This window comes from Pseudochrobactrum kiredjianiae (assembly GCF_030362795.1).
Lineage (GTDB): Bacteria > Pseudomonadota > Alphaproteobacteria > Rhizobiales > Rhizobiaceae > Pseudochrobactrum > Pseudochrobactrum kiredjianiae.
On sequence record NZ_JAUCBM010000001.1, the window covers coordinates 173,493 to 194,131 of the forward strand.

Genomic DNA, 20,639 nt, shown 5'->3' on the forward strand with positions numbered 1-20,639 from the left:
CTCATAAACGCATGATGTTCAGTGCTTTAATATCTGCGAAGCTCTTACGCCTCGTGTTTCTTAATTTTGCGAGGCTTACGCCTCGCGGAAGCGATAGCCAACACCATAAAGCGTCTCAATCATTTCAAAATCGTCATCAACAACTTTGAACTTCTTACGCAGGCGTTTGATATGACTGTCGATCGTGCGGTCGTCAACATAGACCTGCTCGTCATAGGCTGCATCCATCAACGCATCACGACTTTTTACAACACCCGGACGCTGTGCCAGCGAATGCAGGATGAGGAATTCGGTAACTGTGAGTGTGACCGGTTCGCCCTTCCATGTGCAGGTATGGCGCTCCTGATCCATTTCCAGCTGGCCGCGCTGCAATGATTTTGTCGGCTGACCCGGATTTTTAATCGCACCTTCACGGGCAGCCACACGACGCAGAACCGCTTTCACACGTTCTACCAGCAAGCGCTGCGAGAATGGTTTGGTGATAAAATCATCCGCGCCCATTTTCAGGCCGAACAATTCATCAATCTCATCATCTTTCGAAGTCAGAAAGATGACCGGAAGATCGGATTTCTGACGCAGACGACGGAGCAGCTCCATACCATCCATGCGTGGCATTTTAATATCAAAGATCGCGAGGTTCGGCGGGCGGGCAGTCAAACCATCCAGTGCCGATGCACCGTCTGTGTAGGTCTCGACCCGATAGCCTTCCGATTCCAGAGCAATGGAAACAGAAGTCAGGATATTACGGTCATCATCTACGAGCGCAATGGTCTGTGTTACCGGAACTTCCTTCATCAGGTCGCTTCTCCTCGGTTAATAGTGTCTGATTATCGTATATAGCACGTCTTTTAAGCAGGACAAATTAAGTACAAAGTAAGGCGACAGCACTTTCTCATTTAAATTACCTGCCATTTGCATCCTGTTTTTACACTTGCTCTATGTGGATAGCGGTCAGATAAATTGCCATATAAACGATTTAAAAAAAATTTAAAAAATTTTAAACGATTAAAGATTTGAAATTGTCTCGCTAATCTGGTTGTGACTTTGCCTTAGCGCGGAGAGAAAATGCGCTGTCGACCAACCACTAAAACTGCGAGTGAAAATTATGATCGAGACTGGCAATCGCAACCCAGCTGCTTCCATTGCAACGTCGGGGCTAAAAGACCTCGCCGCGGTCTATTATAATTTTGGGCCTGCCCAGCTTTATGAAGAGTCGATCCGCCGCAGCGAGTCGACCCTCACCGCTCAGGGTGCATTGATGGCCGTTACCGGCCAACACACAGGCCGCAGCCCTAAAGACAAATTCGTTGTGCGCGATGCAACCACTGAAGAACAAATCTGGTGGGATAACAACAAGCCGATGAGCCCGGAAAACTTTGCCAAGCTGCATGCCGATTTCATCGAGCACGCCAAAGGCAAAGAACTGTTCGTTCAGGATCTGATCGGTGGTGCAGACGCTGAGCACAATATCAAGGTTCGCGTTGTTACCGAATTTGCCTGGCACTCGCTATTCATCCGCAACCTGCTGATCCGTCCTGAAATTGCTGCTCTGCAGAGCTTCATGCCGGAAATGACCATTATTGATCTGCCATCCTTCCGTGCAGATCCTGAAAAATACGGCTGCCGCTCCGAGACTGTGATCGCCTGCGATCTGGTCAATAAAATTGTGCTGATCGGCGGTACTTCCTATGCCGGTGAAATGAAGAAGTCGGTCTTTACCGCTCTGAACTACATTCTGCCTGCAAAAGGCATCATGCCAATGCATTGCTCGGCCAATGAAGCGCCAAACGGTGATACCGCGATTTTCTTCGGTCTGTCCGGCACCGGTAAAACCACTCTCTCTGCTGATCCGACACGCACGCTGATCGGTGATGATGAGCATGGCTGGAGCGAAAACGGCATCTTCAATTTTGAAGGCGGCTGCTACGCCAAGACCATCCGTCTTTCCGCAGAAGCTGAACCGGAAATTTACTCCACAACACAGCGTTTCGGCACTGTGCTGGAAAATGTTGTTCTCGATGAAAACCGCCAGCCGGATTTCAATGATGGTTCGCGCACAGAAAATACCCGCGCAGCCTATCCGCTGGATTTCATCTCTAATGCATCCAAAACCGGTACTGCCGGTCAGCCGAAAAACGTCATCATGCTCACTGCTGATGCTTTCGGTGTCATGCCTCCGATTGCCAAGCTGACCCCTGCTCAGGCTATGTACCACTTCCTGTCCGGTTATACCGCTAAGGTTGCCGGTACAGAAAAAGGTGTAACCGAGCCGGAAGCAACCTTCTCCACCTGCTTTGGCGCGCCTTTCATGCCGCGCCATCCGTCAGAATATGGCGATCTGCTGCGTAAACTGATTGCTGAGCACAAAGTTGACTGCTGGCTGGTCAACACCGGTTGGACCGGTGGTGCTTACGGTACCGGCAACCGTATGCCGATCAAGGCAACGCGCGCCCTGCTCTCCGCAGCGCTTGACGGTTCGCTCAATGGTGCAGAATTCCGCACAGACCCGAATTTCGGCTTTGAAGTGCCGGTTGCTGTTCCGGGTGTGGATTCAAAGATCCTTGATCCGCGTTCAACATGGGCGGACAAAGCAGCCTATGATGCGCAGGCTAAAAAACTTGCTAATATGTTCATCACGAACTTTACCAAGTTTGAAACCCATGTGGATGCAGAAGTGCGTTCCGCAGCGCCATCTTTGGCAATTGCTGCTGAATAAGAACCAAAAAGTAAATTTATAAGACGGCGCTCTTTGAGCGCCGTTTTTATTTGTACACTTACCTTCGCAGTTTCAGGATATTCCGGTATAAGCGGCTATGACGGAACAAAACAAACATCTTATCCGCATTACCAACCGGATCAGTATTCACGAAAATCTGCTGGAAGAGAGTTTTATTCGCTCTTCGGGTCCCGGCGGACAGAATGTGAATAAGGTTTCCACGGCTGTACAGCTGCGTTTTGCAGCATCACAGGCCGATTTGCCGGAAGATGTTTATGCGCGCCTTATGAGCCTTGCAGGCCAGCGTGCTAATAAAGATGGTGAAATCCTGATTGAAGCCAGCCGCTTTCGCAGTCAGGAGAAAAATCGCGAAGATGCCCGCAATCGTATGATTGCCTTGATTGTGGAGGCTGCGAAGCCGCCACCGCCACCGCGCAGAAAAACCAAACCGACCAAAGGCTCCGTCGAGCGACGCCTGAAAGCGAAATCAGGACGCTCCGATGTCAAGAAAATGCGCCAGCGGATCAAATCTGACTAATCTGACAGGAATGCGGTTATTTTAAACAACCGGCTTTCTTAATTCATATATCTGCCTATATTCTTTATCGGATCGTAATTGACACCAAAAGGAGAGACGGAATGGGCATATTTGATTTTGTGAAATCGGTTGGTACCAAACTTGGTTTTGGTGACGATGAACCCAAAGCGGATGACCTGAAAAAGGAACTGGATTCGCATAATCTCGGTACCGGCGATGTACAGGTTTCTGTCCAAGGTGACAAAGCTGTGCTGACAGGGAATGTTAAGGACCAGTCTGCTTTTGAAAAAGCAATTATTGCTGTCGGTAACTCTCTTGGTGTTTCCAAAGTTGAAGCGTCAGAGCTGAAAGTTGACGGCGCAGCAGAAGGCGCAGCACCGGTTTTCTATACGGTGAAAAAGGGCGATAATCTCTGGAAAATCGCTGAATCCCAGTATGGTAAAGGCCATGGCGACAAAAACCCGAAAATTTTTGAAGCCAATAAGCCAATGCTGACCTCACCGGACAAAATCTATCCGGGTCAGGTTCTGCGTATTCCGCCTTTGGCGTAAAATAACCATTTTCAATAAAAAAGCCCCGCCGTTGATAACAGGCGGGGCTTTTTTATGCCTGAATTTCTCTTACATAAAGATATAAAGATTACCTTATATTTTATTTGAGCCGCTTTGTTTGATCTGCTACAAATTGCGCATCGACGTTATAACAACTGAAGGTGGAGTGCAGATGTCTGTATCGGGAGAATATATCATCAAGGATATCGGTCTGGCTGACTGGGGACGCAAAGAGATCATCATTGCGGAAACAGAAATGCCGGGTCTGATGGCATCACGTGAGGAATTCGGACCGCAGCAGACACTCAAAGGTGCGCGTATTTCCGGTTCCCTGCATATGACAATCCAGACAGCTGTGCTGATTGAAACATTGCAGGCCTTGGGTGCTGAAGTGCGTTGGGCATCCTGCAATATTTTCTCGACGCAGGATCATGCGGCTGCGGCTATCGCGGCACAAGGCACACCGGTTTTTGCCATTAAAGGCGAAACGCTGGAAGAGTACTGGACTTACACAGACAAAATTTTTCAATGGCCGGATGGTGAACCTTCGAACCTGATCCTCGATGATGGTGGCGATGCTACCATGTATATTCTGATCGGTGCCCGTGCCGAGGCCGGTGAGGACGTCTTATCCAATCCAGGTAATGAAGAAGAAGAAATCCTTTTCGCGCAGATCAAAAAACGTATGGCTGAAACACCGGGCTTTTTCACCCGTCAGCGTGCGGCACTGAAAGGTGTGACGGAAGAAACCACTACCGGTGTGAACCGTCTTTATCAATTACAGCGAGCCGGTCAGCTGCCTTTCCCTGCGATTAACGTCAATGACAGCGTGACCAAGTCGAAATTCGACAATAAATATGGCTGTAAAGAATCGCTGGTCGATGGCATCCGCCGCGGGACTGATGTGATGATGGCCGGTAAAGTCGCCGTTGTTTGCGGCTATGGTGATGTGGGTAAAGGCTCGGCGCAGTCTCTGCTTGGTGCCGGTGCCCGCGTGAAGGTCACTGAAGTTGATCCGATCTGCGCTCTGCAGGCAGCAATGGACGGTTTTGAAGTCGTAACGCTGGATGATGCCGCAGCCGATGCGGATATCGTGATTACCACCACCGGTAATAAAGATGTCATCACCATCGAGCATATGCGCAAGATGAAAGACATGGTGATTGTCGGTAATATCGGCCATTTTGATAATGAAATTCAGGTGGGTGCCCTGCGCAATCTGAAATGGACCAATATCAAGCCGCAGGTGGATATGATCACCTTCCCGGATGACAAACGTCTGATCCTGTTGTCAGAAGGACGTTTGCTTAATCTCGGCAACGCGACCGGTCATCCGAGCTTTGTGATGTCCGCGTCTTTCACCAATCAGGTGCTGGGTCAGATCGAGTTGTTTACCCGCGGTGAAAATTATAAAAATGAGGTCTATGTGCTGCCGAAACACCTTGATGAAAAGGTTGCACGTCTGCATCTGGCCAAGCTCGGCGTGAAGCTGACTGTGCTTTCTGAGGAACAGGCTGCATATATCGGCGTTACACCGCAGGGGCCTTTCAAGTCGGACCACTACAGATATTAACTATAGTTTAATCGACATACTAGATATTGTGACCGGAAGGATTGACATCCTTCCGGTTTTTATTTTTGCGCGTGCTGCGCTTCAATCTGATTCCCTGTGCCTGTATTGTGGTATGATTCGACACTATGTTTTGCCGTTTCAGAACTTCATTGAACGGTCACAATAATGCGAAAATACACAATCGAGAGTGGTCGCAGATTCTATATTTTGCGGCGCGTTTCTGAGAGGGCAGAATTCTCTGTCCCTGATTTTTAAACAGATATGAAGCAGCTTTTGCTGTGGCGGAGAATTTTAAGGCATGTCAGGTGTCAGCGCATCAGGAAATAAAGGCTCTGCTATCAGCCGTAATTTTCGCAAAGCTTTGGCCGCAGCTGCCTCGTTTTTCTCCCTATTCTCAGCAAATGCCGGTTTTGCCCAGTCTTATGATATCGGGCGTATTCCTTTGCCTGGCGGCAGCACATTAGGCCCGAATGAGGTTGTGCAATTCGCGATTGTTGTGGGTGTAACCGGTGCCGCGCTCCTATCTGTCAGCTGGATTATCCGTAGCCGCAACCGTGTGAACCGCGAAAACAGTGCTTTGCGTGCGCGTGTCGCTGATCTCAGCCATGCGGTAACACGCAGCGAAACCCTGCTTAATCTGAAAGATCAGCGTATTGTGGTTTGGGCGGGTGCAGAGCCTGCCAAGCGCGGAGCGTCCCAAAACAATATGCAGACGGAAGTGCTGGGGCAATTGCCAGTTGAAAGTGGTGCCCCGCAGGATGTTGCAGCCTTTTTAAGTTTTGGACGCTGGTTACGCACCGATTCCGTGGTGGCCTTGGAACGCGCGATTTTATCGCTGCGTGAATATGGTCGCTCGTTTGATTTTCTGGTTGAAACCAATAATGGCACGATGATGGAAGTGCAGGGACAGACCACCGGTGCCTATGCGATTACCCGTTTCATCAATGTTGATGGTGTTCAGGCCAGAGCTGCCCATTTGCAGATGCAGAATAATGAATTGTCTGACACGCTGACAATGCTGCATGCATTGCTGAATCGTCTGGATCAGACAGTCTGGACACGGGATGTCGACGGGCGTCTGAATTGGGCAAATAATGCCTATGTGCAGGCTGTCGGTGCGACCAATCTTGATCAGGTCTTGCAGGAAGGGCGTGAATTGCTGGGTGAGCAGGCGCGTCAAAAAATTGAACGCGAACGCGTCTTGTCTGCTGACGGAGCCTCTCAAAACCAGCAACTTGCTGTGCCTTTAACAGGACAGCAGGGCGCATCGATTGCGACTTTCCGTGATCGACTGGCGACCGTTATTGGCGGCGACCGCCATATGCTGGATGTGGCTGAAGTTTCTTGTTCTGCCGGTTCTGCCGGTTTTGCAGCTAATATGAGCGATCTGGAGCAGGTGCGGGCTGAATTGCAGCGCACGCTCCGCAGCCATGCGGAAACGCTGGATCAGCTCTCAACCGCTGTGGCGATTTTTGATCCGGAAATGAAGCTGCAATTCTTCAATCAGGCTTTTGCCAAATTGTGGTCGCTGGATATTGCCTATCTGGAAAGCCGTCCGAGCAATGCCATGTTGTTTGACGGTTTGCGTAGTGACGGTAAATTGCCGGAACAGCCGGAATGGCGTCGTTGGAAGGAATCCATGCTCTCGGCCTATCGTGCCGTTGATCCGCAGGAGCATTGGTGGCATCTGCCGGACAGCCGCACCTTGCGTGTGGTTGCCAACCCGCATCCGCAGGGCGGCGTGACATGGTTCTTCGAGAATATGACCGAGAAATTCGATCTCGAAAGCCGTTATAATACTTTGATGAAGGTGCAGGGCGAAACGCTGGATCATCTGGCCGAAGGTGTGGTCGTGTTTGGCGCTGATGGTCGTATTCGCCTGTCCAATCCGGCTTTTGCCGAATTGTGGTCAATCCCGCCGACAATTGCCGTTGAAGGCACGCATATTTCGGTCATCCGCAAGCAATGTAAAGAACTGGCCGATGACCGCTATTGGGACGAATTCGTCTCGGCTGTAACCGGTATTGCCGATAAGCGCGAAGGCGCGCAGGGGCAGGCGGAACTGTCCACCGGAACAATTCTGTCCTATGCCGTAGTGCCGTTGCCAAAAGGCCAGATGATGCTGACCTTTGTCGATGTGTCGGATACAGCGCATGTGGAACGGGCGTTGAAAGATAAGAATGAAGCGCTGGAACTGGCTGACCAGATCAAGAATGATTTCGTGCAGCACGTATCCTATGAGTTGCGCTCGCCACTGACCAATATTATCGGCTTTACGGAACTGTTGCAGACACCGGGCTTCGGTGAGCTGAATAACCGTCAGCGCGAATATGTTGAACATATCAGCACCTCATCGCTGACCTTGCTGACCATTGTGAATGATATTCTGGATCTGGCGACCGTTGATGCCGGTATTATGGAGCTGGATGTCAGCGATGTAGTGGTGCGTGAGGCTGTTACGGCCGCCAGCGAACGCGTGGCGGATCGTCTGCGTGAACATGATATTGCGCTAAAAGTGAAAATTGAAGATGCGGACACCAGCTTCCGTGGTGACGCCAATCGTGTGCATCAGGTCTTGTTCAATCTTCTGAGCAATGCAGCCAATTATGCACCGGAAGGCTCGGAGATTGACCTCGATATCCGCCGTCGTGATGATCATATTGTCTTCAGCGTACATGATAATGGTCCGGGCATGCCGAAAGAAGTGCTGGATACGGTGTTCAAGCGCTTCCAGTCGCATAGCAATGGCGGTCGTCGTCGTGGGGCAGGGCTTGGTCTGTCGCTGGTGAAAAGTTTTGTGGAGCTGCATGGCGGCACCGTTGATATCCGCACTGCACCATCTTCTGGCACGACTGTTCTGGTGCGTTTTCCGCTGGATGCCCGTATTTATCGTGCGGCAGCAGAATAATACGATTAAGCTATAGCTCTTCTCATCAAAATCACTATTTTTGCTTTGTCCGGATCGTTTCCGGAGACGGTATTTTAAATAACGGAAGCTGGCATGGCTGATGAACAGGATAGCAGCACTCTCTATACGGTAGAGCTGGTGCTGGAAAATGAAGCCGCGATGATCCGTTTTGCGGAAGATATCGCACTGGCACTCGCCAAAGGTGATCTTGTCACTTTGAAGGGTGATCTGGGGGCTGGCAAGTCCACTTTAGCGCGGGCAATTATTCGCACACTTGCCAATGATGATTTCTACGAAGTGCCAAGCCCGACTTTTACGCTGGTGCAATCCTATCCTGAATTGCGGCTGCCTGTAGCCCACACAGATCTCTATCGCCTGTCCTCACCGGAAGAGCTGGATGAGTTGGGGCTCGATGAGGCGCTGGAAAGCGGTGCTGTGCTGGTAGAATGGCCGCAACAGGGCGAGGGCGTTTTGCCTGCGCCGACAATTGCAATAAGTATTGACCATGAAGATGACGGCCGTCGCCTGACGATGGAAGTGACCGCCAAAGCGGCACGTCGTATTTCCCGCTCGCTCGGTATTCGTAATTTTCTCGGAAAATCAGGTCGTCATCATGCTTCCCGCCGTTATCTGCTGGGTGATGCATCCCCGCGCGGCTATGAGCTGATTACCAGTGACAGCGGTAGTGAAATCCTGATGAACGCACCGGCCATGCCTTATGATCCGCCGGTTAAAGACGGACGTCCCTATCGCCAGATTGCCCATCTGGCGGAGAATATGGATGCTTTCGTTGCGATGAACAGGTTGTTGTCCGAGAAGGGCTTTCGCGTGCCGGAAATGCGCGCCATCAATCTCGATCGCGGTTTTCTGCTGATGGAACATCTGGGCACGGAAGGTGTGCTCGATAGTGCAGGTAAACCACTGGCAGAGCGCTATGGAGCGGCAGCGCGAATGCTGGCGCACCTGCATCAGCATAACTGGCCGCAGGATATTACGATCAGTGAAGACCGCACCCATCATCTGCATATGTTTGATCGTGATGCGATGCTGATCGAAGCGGAATTGCTGCCGGTCTGGTATCTGCCTTATGTGCAGGGCGAGCCTGCCAGCGCAGACCAGACACAAAGTTTTGAACAGGCTTGGGACAGCGTATTCAAAAACCTTGAGCATGCAGAATATAATCTGCTGATGCGCGATTATCATTCACCGAATATTCTCTGGCAGGAGAAGGCGGAAGGTTTTGACCGCCTTGGTATGATTGATTTTCAGGATGCGATGATCGGCCCGTCGGCCTATGATCTGGCATCACTGGCAATGGATGCCCGTGTGACAATCGCAGATGATCTCCAAGATCAGATTGTAGCGGCCTATTGCGATGAGCGCCGCAAGCTGGCCAAGGCTTTTGACGAAGAGGCCTTCCGTTCGGCCTATGCGATTATGGCTGCGCAGCGCAATACTAAAATTCTTGGTATCTTTGTACGCCTGTTTAAGCGCGATGGTAAGCCTGTCTATTTGCAGCATCTGCCGCGTATTCAGGCCTATACAGCCCGTGCCTTGCAGCATCCGTCGCTCGCACCGGTGCGCAAATGGTATCAGGACAATGGTCTTTTGCAGGATTAAACCCCATGCCGGATAAGAAGAATTCAGAAGCATTCACTCCTGATACAGCTATGGTACTGGCAGGCGGCTTGGGCACAAGAATGCGCCCTCTGACCCTGACCACGCCAAAGCCGCTGATTGAGGTGGCAGGACGCACCTTGATTGATCGCGGGCTGGATGCGCTGGTTGAGGCCGGTGTTAAAAAGGCCGTGGTCAATGTGCATTATCTGGCCGATCAGATGGAAGAGCATCTGAAACACCGCCATGATGTTGCGATCACCATATCGGACGAGCGCGTACAGCTGCTCGATTCCGCAGGCGGTATTGTCAAAGCCTTGCCGGAACTCGGAAACAAGACTTTTTACATCCTTAATGCCGATACATTTTGGGTGGATTCTCAAAACTCGAACCTGAAAAGTCTCGCTCAGAATTGGGATGAAAACCGGATGGATATTCTGCTGATGCTGGCAGACCGGCATCACTCCACTGGTCATGAGGGACGCGGGGATTTCCATCTCAATGAGGACGGCACATTGCGTCGTGTAGCTGCGGATGAGCGTTCAGATTATATTTATGCTGGTGCGGCGCTGGTTAATCCGCAGCTCTTTGCCGGTAAAGAGATCAGCGTTTCTTCTCTCAACAGCTATTTTAACGCAGCCATTGCCGCAGACCGGCTTTACGGTATGGTCATGCAGGGGCATTGGCTGACGGTCGGTACGCCGGAAGCAATCGGCGAGGCAGAAGCTGCCCTTTTGGCACTCGCGTAAAGCCAAGTAATCAGAGCATTTCTGGTTTGCCGTAACCTATAGAAAATGCTCTATCTATTTATTTCTACGCGTATCTTATCCGAAAACCGCTTCACACTTTTCGGGATACGCTTTGGTATCTGGGAGACGGGTCTATGAGCGAGCGGCGTCCGCGTCTTTATTCGATTGCATCGGGAACACCATTTCTGCCGCGTTTTGCCGATGCTTTGCTGAATGGTGAGCTGATCGAAGGCTTTGGCGCTGATGCAGGCAATCCGCTGGCGTTGGCTGGTGCAGTGATCTATGTGCCGACGCGTCGTGCGGCACGCGCCTTGCGTGCCTTGCTGGTCGACCGTAATCCGGCCAATGCGGCTCTGTTGCCATCTATCCGCCCGTTGGGTGATGTGGAGGAAAGTGCTGCGCTATTTGACAGTGCCGCAGAAGAGTTTCTCCAGCTTGCCCCGCCGATGAGTGAGCCGGAACGTTTGCTGTTGCTCGCGCAGTTGATCCGCCCGTGGCGCGAAAGTCTGCCGTCTCATATTCGTGCGCTGTTCGGCGCAGAAGATATTGCCATACCGGCAACCACTGCTGATGCGATCTGGCTGGCGCGTGATCTGGTTCGGTTGATGGATCAGGTGGAGACAGAAGGCGCAGACTGGAGCGAGCTTGGTCTGATTGCACCGGAAGAGCTTGCCGACTGGTGGCGGGTGACACTGCAATTTTTGGAAATTGTTACCAAGATCTGGCCGGATGTGCTGACTGAACGCAACCGTTCCAATGCATCCCAGCACCGTAACTGGCTGATTGAATTTGAAACACAGCGGATGCAGAAAAATCCACCGCAAGGCCCTGTGATTGTCGCTGGTTCCACCGGTTCTATTCCGGCAACGGCGAAACTGGTGGCAACCATTGCCCGTCTGCCAAAAGGTGCTGTGGTTTTTCCGGGGCTGGATCGTGATCTTGATAGCAAAGCATGGACCTTGCTCGCTGACGGGCTGAATAATCCGTCCACCTATGGCCATCCGCAATATGGGTTGCGCAAGCTTCTGGATCAGATGCAATGCCGTCGTGAGGATGTGCAGCATCTGGATATTGAAAATCCGGCAAAGCGTATGCGCGAGCATATCGTCAGTGAGGCATTGCGTCCGGCAGAAACTACAGATCTATGGGGTCATTTGCAGCTCGATGCGCAGGCTGTGCGCGATGCGATGCAGAATGTAGCGCTGATCGAAACGTCCAATGAGCGTGAAGAAGCACTGGCAGTGGCACTGGCGTTACGTGATGCGATTGAAGCGCCGGATAAAACCGCAGCGCTGGTGACCGTTGACCGTAATCTGGCGCGGCGTGTGGTACTGGAACTTACCCGTTTTGGCATTGATGCGGATGATTCCGGCGGTAAACTCCTGCGAGATACAGAAGCGGTTATTCTGCTTCGCCTGTTGATTACCTGTGTGTTTGAACCGGGTGATCCGGTGGCACTGCTGGCACTGGCTAAGCATCCGCTGGTGCGGCTGGGGCAAAAGCGCGGTGATCTGCGCCGTGCTGCGGAAATGCTGGAACTGGTAGCGTTACGTGGTGGTACGGGCAGGGCGGATATTGCTGATCTGCCGGGCTTCCTTGAACAGAAAATGATGGAAGCCTCCGCCAAGCCTTATGAACCGGCCTGGCAGGATAATATTGCAGCAACAGAGCTTATCCAGTTGCAGACCTTCTGTGCGGCTATGACTACGGCTGTAGCACCGCTGACCGATCTCATCCGTATTCAGGCACGGATTGAAGTGCCGCAGATTATGCGGGCGAGTGTCGAGGCACTGGAGAATCTGGCGCGGGATATCGATGCTACTGTGCAGCTGCTCTATCAGGGGCAGCAGGGCGAGCAGTTCAGTGCGTTTCTGCGTGCACTGATTGCCGCTGATACAGGGTTGGATTTTTTGCCGGAAGAATGGCCGGATATGTTTGAAGCGCTGCTGGCCAATGAAACGGTCAAGCCGCATCCGGGCGGCCATCCGCGTGTGTTTATCTGGGGTGCGCTGGAAGCACGCCTGCAGACAGTGGACACAGTGATTGTCGGCGGGCTGAATGAAGGGATCTGGCCGGCGAAAACCCGTAATGATCCGTTTATGTCGCGTCCGATGAAAGGCATGATTGCGCTTGATCCGCCGGAAGTGCGTACCGGTTTGGCAGCGCATGATTTTGCCATGGCAACGGGTATGGAGCAGGTGATTTTCTCCCGCTCGCAACGCTCGGCTAATGCGCCGACTGTACCGTCGCGCTGGTTGCTGCGACTGGAGACGGTGACGGGTAAAGCGGTAACGGATGCCATGCGTGAGCGTGGCGGTAAATATCTGCATTGGGCGCGTCTGCTTGATGTCAGCCCCGATGTGCCGTTTGTCTCAAGGCCGGAGCCGAAGCCGCCGGTCGATGCGCGGCCAAAGCACTTCTCGGTGACAGAAATTGAAACACTGCGCCGCGATCCTTATGCGATCTATGCCAAAAAAATCCTGCGTCTGCGTGCATTGGAACCACTGATCCGCGATCCGGCAGCGGCTGAGCGCGGAACGCTGTTTCATGATATTCTGGGTGAATTTACCCATCGTGATATTGATCCTTTATCACCGCAGGCGGAAGAACTGTTGCTGGAAATCGGGCGCGGTATCTTTACTGATGCTGATCTGCCGCCGGAGATTGAAGCCGTGTGGTGGCCGCGCATTACTGCGCTGATACCGGAGTTTTTGCATTGGGAACGGGAGCGCGCGCCTTATGTGCGTGAGCGCCATGCAGAGATTTCATCGGCAAAAGCAGTTGTCGAGCCACTGGCCGTGACACTGTCCGGTCGCGCTGATCGCATTGATGTGATGCGTGACGGCACGACTGTGGTGATTGACTATAAGACCGGCTCCACACCATCCGTGCGCCAGGCTCATGTGCTTTTATCGCCGCAGCTGGCACTGGAAGCGGCTCTGTTGCGCCGTGGGGCGTTTAAAGAGATCGGCCAGAGCAATGCGCAGGACTTGCTCTATGTGCGTTTGCAGGGTGGCGGAAGGCTCAAGCCGGAATCCATTCTCAGTACGGATCGTGGTGCCAGCGTGAAGACGGCTGTGGAACTGGGTGAAGAATCGTGGGTAAGGCTCGGAGAATTGCTCACGGAATATAATCGCGAGGAGCAGGGTTATCGTTCCCGTGCTTTGCCGTTCCGCGAAAGTGATCTGACGGGTGATTATGATCATCTGGCGCGTGTTCTGGAATGGTCTGCCGGTGGTGCTGATGCCGATGGTTCAGAAAGTGGTGATGCATGACAAAGCTTAAATTTATCATCCCGCAGGAAACCATTGATGCACAGGCTAAGGCTGCGAACCCTTACGATTCCGTATGGGTATCGGCCAATGCCGGTTCCGGTAAAACTCATGTGCTGACAGAGCGGGTGATCCGGCTGCTGCTGGAGGGTACAGACCCGTCCAAAATCCTTTGTCTGACCTATACCAAAGCTGCAGCGGCCGTGATGCAGAACCGTGTTTTCCAGCGCTTGTCGGAGTGGGCAGTACTGGATGATGAGGGACTAAGCCAGAAACTCAAAGACCTGGAAAAGCGTGAACCCGATGCAATTCGTCTTGAAATTGCTCGGCGTTTGTTTGCCCGTGCCTTGGAAACGCCGGGTGGTCTGAAAATTCAGACCATTCACGCTTTTTGTGAATCTATCCTGCACCAGTTTCCGCTTGAAGCAAATATTGCCGGTCATTTTGAAATGCTCGACGATATGATGCAAACGGCACTGGTAGGCGAAGCACGGCGGCAATTGCTGGAAGTGGCCTCCACCTCTGCTCATGCGGGTCTTGCTGAAGCTTTTGCTACGGTGCTGGAAACCGCCGGTGAAATGGGGCTGGAAAACCTGCTGGATGAAGCGGTGTCCAAGCGCCATGCCTTGCATGGATTTATCCGGCAGACTGGCGTCGCGGAAACCCGTCAGGATGTTTTCTACCGTCATTTCGGCTTTGAACGGCAAGACACTGAAGCGGATATTCTCGCCGATCTCTGGCCGGTGGCCGAGTTTTCAGAAGATGTGCTGGATGCGGTGATGAACCTGCGCAAACCTGCTGCCCGTGCGCAGGATGTGGTGCTGCAATTGCGGATGATTAAGCCGCAGACGACACCAGCACAAATGCATGAAATTCTGCGCAAGGCATTTCTCAAATCCACAGGTGAACCGAAAAACGGCTCATGGGTGGCGACTGCTGCGGTCAAAGCCGAGCTGCCGGATTTCGAGGATGATTTTAACCGCGTTGCTGCCGATATTCATGAAGGGCTCGACCGGCTTAAACTACTGAAGCTGATCCGGCTCAATCTTGCAGCCTTCACGCTGATTGATGATCTGCTGTCGCGTTATGAGAAGATGAAGCGCAATCGCGGCTTGCTGGACTTTGACGATCTGATTAACCGCACAGTCTCGCTGTTGTCACGCAATGGCGCGGGCATGTGGGTGCAATATAAGCTTGATCGCGGTATCGACCATATTCTGGTGGATGAGGCGCAGGATACCAGCCCTGAACAATGGCAGGTGATTAATATGCTCTCTGCCGAATTTTTCTCCGGTTCGGGACAACGTGACGTGCGCCGTACCCTTTTCGCAGTGGGTGATGAGAAACAGTCGATCTATTCGTTTCAGGGCGCACGTCCTGAGGATTTTGCCGCGACCGGTAAAGCCGTTTCACGCATGGCAGCCCGTGCGGAATTGAGCTTTGAAAAAGTCAGTCTTAATTTCTCCTTCCGCTCCACACCGGATGTGTTGTCGGCGGTGGATACGGTGTTTTCGCGCGAAGAAGCTTTTCGTGGACTTGGTATTGAGCGGCAGCCGACCGTTCATGCGGCGATCCGCTCCAATGATGCCGGTGAAGTTGAGGTCTGGGATATTCTGACGCCGGAAAAGGTTGAAGAGGTTGAGGACTGGCGCACGCCGATTGACCAGTTGCCTGCACCGGCCGTCAAGCTGGCCGAACAGATTGCCACCACCATTCGCCACTGGCTGGATACGGGTGAACCGATCCATGGCAAGGGGCGGCGCATGGAGCCGCGCGATATTATGGTGCTGGTACGCAAGCGTGATCTGTTCATGCCTGCACTTTCCCGTGCATTGAAAAATCGCGGTGTTCCGGTGGCCGGTGCTGACCGCTTGCGCCTCACCAGCCATATCGGGATTAAAGATTTGATGGCTGTCGGGCGCTTTGTACTGCAACCGGCGGATGATCTGTCACTGGCAAGTGTGCTGAAAAGCCCGCTCTTTGGTTTAACCGAGGAGCAGCTTTATCGTCTCGCGCAGCCACGCGGAACAAAGCAGACGCTTTATGCGGCGATGGAGAAGCTGGGTGAAAGCGATGCGCCGGATGCGGGCGCATGGCAGGTGCTGTACACAAAACTGCGTCGCTGGCGCAATATGGCTGATACAATGCCGGTCTTTGAGTTCTATGCCCGTATTCTCGGACAGGATGGCGGACGACGTAAACTGCTCGCGCGGCTCGGGCCGGAAGCCGGTGACGTGATCGACGAATTCCAGAACTACGCATTGGCAACCGAGCGCAGTGGTCTGCCGGGGCTACAGGCCTTTCTGGAAACGCTGGAAGCAGCCTCGCCGGAGATCAAGCGCGAGCTGGATCAGAACCGTGATGAAGTGCGTATCATGACGGTTCATGCCTCCAAGGGGCTGGAAGCGGCTGTGGTCTTCATGGTTGATCCCGGCAATGCCGCATGGTCGGCAGGGCGTGCGCCAAAGCTGCTGAGTTTTGATATGGCGGAGCCGGATGGTTATGAGGGCAAGGGCTTTCTCTGGTTGCCGAAGAGCGATTACGGCACCGGTTTTACTGCGGAGCTGCTGGAAGAGCTTAAAACGCGCTCTGAGGAAGAATATCGCCGCCTGCTTTATGTGGGCATGACCCGCGCCGAGGACCGGCTGATCCTGTGCGGTTATCGTGGCGAGCGCGAGAGCGAAAACACATGGCTGAAATTGGCCTCTGACGGGCTGGGTGATGAAGCCATAGCCTATGATCATCCGGTTGAGGGTGTAAGCGCACGGCGTTATCGCAAAACCGCACTCTCAGACGTTGAAATACAGGTCAAAACAGGCGCTGAACAGACGGCTTATCCGCCGTTGCCGGAACATTATCGCAGGCCATTGGAGCCGGAGCAGGGACTACCACGCCCATTAACACCATCCGGTGCTTCCGCTTTGATTGAGGCCGATGCAGAGCTGGTTGTCCGTAGCGGCTCGCCGGTTCTGGAGCAGGGCGCACAGAGTGAGGGCCGCAGTTTTGGTTTGCAACGCGGAACGGTGATCCATACGCTGTTGCAACGCCTGCCGGACCTGCCTGCAGAACAACGCGAACAGGCGGCACAGCGGTATCTCACGATTGCTGCTGCCGATTGGCACGAATCACAACGTGAAAAAGTATTGGCAGCGGTCAGCACTATTCTGGAAGATCCGCAATTTGCTGCGGTATTTTCACCGGCCTCCAAAGCGGAAATCTCGCTGATGGGTAAGCTGCAATTGCGCGGCAAGGAACAGGTTGTTTCCGGCCAGATTGACCGGCTCTGTGTTGAAGAAGACCGTGTGCTGATTGTGGATTATAAGAGCAATCGCCCGCCTGCGCGCGCACAACAAGAGGTGCCGCAGGCCTATATCACTCAGCTTGCACTATATCGCGCGCTGGTTGAGCCGCTTTATCCGGATAAACGTGTTGAGGCTGCGCTGCTGTTTACCGAAGGGCCGCATCTGATCGTATTGGATGAGGATGTGATGGAGCAGGCGCTGATTGCTCTGGGCAAAGCCGTATGAACAGGCTGCCTCGAAAACTATATTGACCTTTCATCACAATGACACCACATATCAGCTAATAATGAATTTGAAATCAGGATATGTCCTGTATCAGTAAAAGAGGAAAGCCAATGGCGACCGTTAAAATTGACAATAGCAATTTCGAATCCGATGTGCTGAAAGCTTCTGAGCCGGTTGTGGTGGATTTCTGGGCTGAATGGTGCGGACCTTGCAAAATGATTGCACCGGCTCTGGAAGAAATTTCATCGGAAATGGCTGGTCAGGTAAAGATCGCCAAAGTGAATATCGATGAAAATCCGGAGCTGGCAGCACAATATGGTGTGCGTTCCATCCCGACATTGCTGTTGTTCAAAAATGGTGAAATCGCTGCCAATATGGTTGGTGCTGCACCAAAGAGCCGTCTGGCCGACTGGATCAAAGCTTCGTCTTAATCAGATAAAGAATTATCAAAAAAAGCCCCGCATGAACGTTCATGCGGGGCTTTTGTTTTTACAGCATAATTCCTTAAACTTGAATCAGTTTCAGGTAAAATTATGCTGTAAATATAAAGTGTTAGAGCGACCTTTGTGCGCCCAAGTGGGCGCACGGCGCTCTAAAGATCAAATATTTATTGTGGCGGTGTGTTGTTCGCTGCCAGCACATCACCTGCCAGATAAAGCGAACCGCCGATCAGAATGCGCGGTGCAATCACCTCATCTTTGACCTGTTCTTTGATGGCTTTCAGCCCGTCAGCTACACTGGCAACCGGCAGAGCTTCCAGACCGGCTCTGCGCGCTGCATCGGCAAGCGTTTCATGGTCAATACCTGAATCGCTGGAGCTAATCGCTACCGTATAGACCTGTCTGGCCATGCCGCTGAAAGCCTCAAAATAACCGACCGGATCTTTGGTGTTGATCATACCGGTAATCAGATAAAGCGGGCGCGGATCGCGTTCTTCAAGCTCGGCCAAGGCCTCGGCAATGACGACGCCAGCACCTGGATTATGCCCGCCGTCGAGCCAGATTTCAGCTTTTTCAGGGGCAAAACGGATCAGATCACCCTGTGTCAGGCGCTGCATGCGGGCAGGCCATGTCACAGATGTCATGGCTTTCTCAACAGCCTGATCGCTTAAAGCAAAACCGGCCTCGCGCACGGCTTTTATGGCTGCTGCGGCATTGGCAATCTGGTGACGGCCCGGCAGGCGCGGCAGTGGCAGATCAATCAGCCCGCTCTCATCCTGATAGACCATACGGCCATGTTCCTGATAGGCAAGGAAATCCTGCCCGAAAACGCTGACAGCGCAGCGCAGACGGTCTGCAATATCAATCATTACCTGACGGGCATCATCGCTGCTCTGATAGCCGATCACCACCGGACAACCACGCTTGATAATACCGGCTTTTTCAGCCGCAATGATCTCTACTTTATCGCCGAGATAGGACTGATGATCGAGCGAAACCGGCATAATCAATGAGACAGCAGGTTTGGTGATGACATTGGTGGCATCAAAACGCCCGCCAAGACCAACTTCCAGAATAACTGCATCCGCCGGATGCTCGGCAAAAAGCACAAAGGTCACGGCAGTCAGAATCTCGAAAACGGTGATCATATGCTCACCATTCGCTTCCGTTACCCGTGCAACTGCATCCGAGAGCGTTGCATCATCCACCAGCTGTCCGGCCTCACCTTTGCGACCCAGACGATAACGCTCATGCCAGTTCACCAGATGCGGAGATGTGTGCACATGCACTGCCAGTCCTTCCGCTTCCAGCAATGCGCGGGCGAAAGCAGTAGCCGAGCCTTTGCCGTTGGTTCCGGCAATATGGATAATCGGCGGTAGCTTGTCTTGCGGATTGCCCAGCGCTTCCAGCAGACGGCTGATACGCTCAAGCGACAGATCAAAACCCTTCGGATGTTTCTCCAGAAGGCGTTCAATACGATGTGCGGCGGTGAGATTTTGTGTCATGGCAGATCCGGAAATGCTCTATCTATTTGCTTTTACGCGTATCTTATCTGATCGAAGCGGTATTAGAAATCAGTCCGGTGGACTGATTTCCCCGCGAAGGCGCTTCACACTTTTACGCGTACGCTCTGATAATCGTATATGAACTGACCAGTTTGCGGTTTGTTTTGCAACAGGTACTTAGAAAAGAAAACGCGCCGCTGGTTGAGCGGCGCGAAAAGTCGTCTTGGCGGCAAAAAACTCTGCCGCTCAGAATAAAATCTTATCAGACAGAAGCGGCGCGGGCTGCGGTCTCTGCAAGCTCAGCTTTCGCTTCACTCGCAGGCTGTTTCATCATGATTTTCAGGATACGGGCAACGGTTTCTTTCATCTCAAGACGGGAAACCACCATATCAATCATACCGTGATCCAACAGATATTCCGCGCTCTGGAAGCCTTCCGGCAGCTTTTCACGGATCGTCTGTTCAATCACGCGTGCACCGGCAAAACCGATCATTGTGCCTGGTTCTGCAATTTGGATATCGCCGAGCATGGCATAAGAAGCGGTTACACCACCGAAGGTCGGGTTAGTCAGAACCACAATATAAGGCAGGCCAGCTTCTTTCAGCATTTCCACAGCAACAGTGGTGCGTGGCATCTGCATCAGTGACAGAATACCTTCCTGCATACGGGCACCGCCGGAAGCGGAAAACAGAACCAGAGGACGTTTCTTTGCAAGGGCAGTTTCAGCTGCTTTGATGATTGCCTCACCGGCAGCCATACCGAGCGAACCACCCATGAAAGCAAAGTCCTGCACGGTTGCAACAATCGGAAGACCTTCAATCGTACCGGTCGCATTGATGATGCAATCATCTTGCTGTGTGCGGCTGCGATAGTCTTTCAGACGATCAATATATTTCTTTTCGTCGCGGAATTTCAGCGGATCGGTCGCAACTTTCGGGCTTTCCAGAGTCTCATATTTGCCTTCATCAAAGAAGAAACGCAGACGGTCTTTGGCCGGAATACGCATATGATGACCGGAAGCAGGGATCACCCACTGATTGCTTTCCAGATCCTTGTGAAACACCATTTCACCGGTTGACGGGTCCTTGATCCAGAGATTCTCTGGCATATCCCGGCGCCCCAGCATGGAGTTGAGCTTCGGGCGGACATAATTCGTAATCCAGTTCATATGGGCTTTCCGTTGTTCTCAAAACTTGAAACTTTTGTGTCTTTAAACATAAAATGCATAAAACACAAAGAAAGC

The 20,639-nt window shown here is 52.4% G+C and carries 13 protein-coding genes; 10 read left to right on the plus strand and 3 right to left on the minus strand.

Going from position 1 to position 20,639, the window contains the following annotated elements:
• Positions 1 to 75: 75 nt before the first annotated feature.
• Entirely contained in the window at positions 76 to 795 is a 720-nt protein-coding gene (locus QUF18_RS00880; protein WP_289384386.1) for a response regulator transcription factor, read from the minus strand.
• Positions 796 to 1,105: 310 nt separating this feature from the next.
• Here QUF18_RS00880 and QUF18_RS00885 point away from each other — a divergent pair, with 310 nt between their 5' ends.
• The 10 genes from QUF18_RS00885 (at position 1,106) to trxA (ending at position 17,882) form a co-directional block, all read left to right on the plus strand.
• Entirely contained in the window at positions 1,106 to 2,716 is a 1,611-nt protein-coding gene (locus tag QUF18_RS00885) for a phosphoenolpyruvate carboxykinase (RefSeq protein ID WP_289384390.1), read from the plus strand.
• A 97-nt stretch (positions 2,717 to 2,813) separates the two neighbouring features.
• A complete protein-coding gene (gene arfB, locus QUF18_RS00890) occupies positions 2,814 to 3,254 on the plus strand; it encodes an alternative ribosome rescue aminoacyl-tRNA hydrolase ArfB (RefSeq protein ID WP_289384394.1) in 441 nt (146 codons plus the stop codon).
• Between the two features lie 101 nt (positions 3,255 to 3,355).
• Positions 3,356 to 3,805 carry a peptidoglycan-binding protein LysM gene (gene lysM, locus QUF18_RS00895; protein ID WP_289384396.1) on the plus strand — a complete coding sequence of 150 codons (450 nt, stop codon included), beginning with the start codon at positions 3,356 to 3,358 and terminating at the stop codon, positions 3,803 to 3,805.
• Between the two features lie 172 nt (positions 3,806 to 3,977).
• Entirely contained in the window at positions 3,978 to 5,378 is a 1,401-nt protein-coding gene (gene ahcY, locus QUF18_RS00900) for an adenosylhomocysteinase (RefSeq protein ID WP_289384399.1), read from the plus strand.
• 298 nt (positions 5,379 to 5,676) lie between these two features.
• Entirely contained in the window at positions 5,677 to 8,286 is a 2,610-nt protein-coding gene (locus tag QUF18_RS00905; RefSeq protein ID WP_289384400.1) for a sensor histidine kinase, read from the plus strand.
• 93 nt (positions 8,287 to 8,379) lie between these two features.
• On the plus strand, positions 8,380 to 9,906 hold the full coding sequence (gene tsaE, locus QUF18_RS00910; RefSeq protein ID WP_289384402.1) for a tRNA (adenosine(37)-N6)-threonylcarbamoyltransferase complex ATPase subunit type 1 TsaE: 1,527 nt from the start codon (positions 8,380 to 8,382) through the stop codon (positions 9,904 to 9,906).
• A gap of 5 nt (positions 9,907 to 9,911) precedes the next feature.
• Positions 9,912 to 10,652 carry a nucleotidyltransferase family protein gene (locus QUF18_RS00915; protein WP_289384404.1) on the plus strand — a complete coding sequence of 247 codons (741 nt, stop codon included), beginning with the start codon at positions 9,912 to 9,914 and terminating at the stop codon, positions 10,650 to 10,652.
• A gap of 134 nt (positions 10,653 to 10,786) precedes the next feature.
• Positions 10,787 to 13,927, plus strand: coding sequence for a double-strand break repair protein AddB (gene addB / locus QUF18_RS00920; protein ID WP_289384406.1), 3,141 nt, complete (start codon positions 10,787 to 10,789; stop codon positions 13,925 to 13,927).
• Positions 13,924 to 17,451: a double-strand break repair helicase AddA gene (gene addA / locus QUF18_RS00925; RefSeq protein WP_289384408.1), complete on the plus strand. Its 3,528-nt coding sequence runs from the start codon at positions 13,924 to 13,926 to the stop codon at positions 17,449 to 17,451. Before addB ends, addA begins: the two co-directional genes overlap by 4 nt.
• Positions 17,452 to 17,561: 110 nt before the next feature.
• Positions 17,562 to 17,882, plus strand: coding sequence for a thioredoxin (gene trxA, locus QUF18_RS00930; protein ID WP_289384410.1), 321 nt, complete (start codon positions 17,562 to 17,564; stop codon positions 17,880 to 17,882).
• A 176-nt stretch (positions 17,883 to 18,058) separates the two neighbouring features.
• Here the strand turns inward: trxA and QUF18_RS00935 are convergent, their stop codons facing one another.
• Entirely contained in the window at positions 18,059 to 19,396 is a 1,338-nt protein-coding gene (locus QUF18_RS00935) for a bifunctional folylpolyglutamate synthase/dihydrofolate synthase (protein ID WP_289384412.1), read from the minus strand.
• Between the two features lie 262 nt (positions 19,397 to 19,658).
• On the minus strand, positions 19,659 to 20,564 hold the full coding sequence (gene accD / locus QUF18_RS00940) for an acetyl-CoA carboxylase, carboxyltransferase subunit beta (RefSeq protein ID WP_289384415.1): 906 nt from the start codon (positions 20,562 to 20,564) through the stop codon (positions 19,659 to 19,661).
• Positions 20,565 to 20,639: the final 75 nt, after the last annotated feature.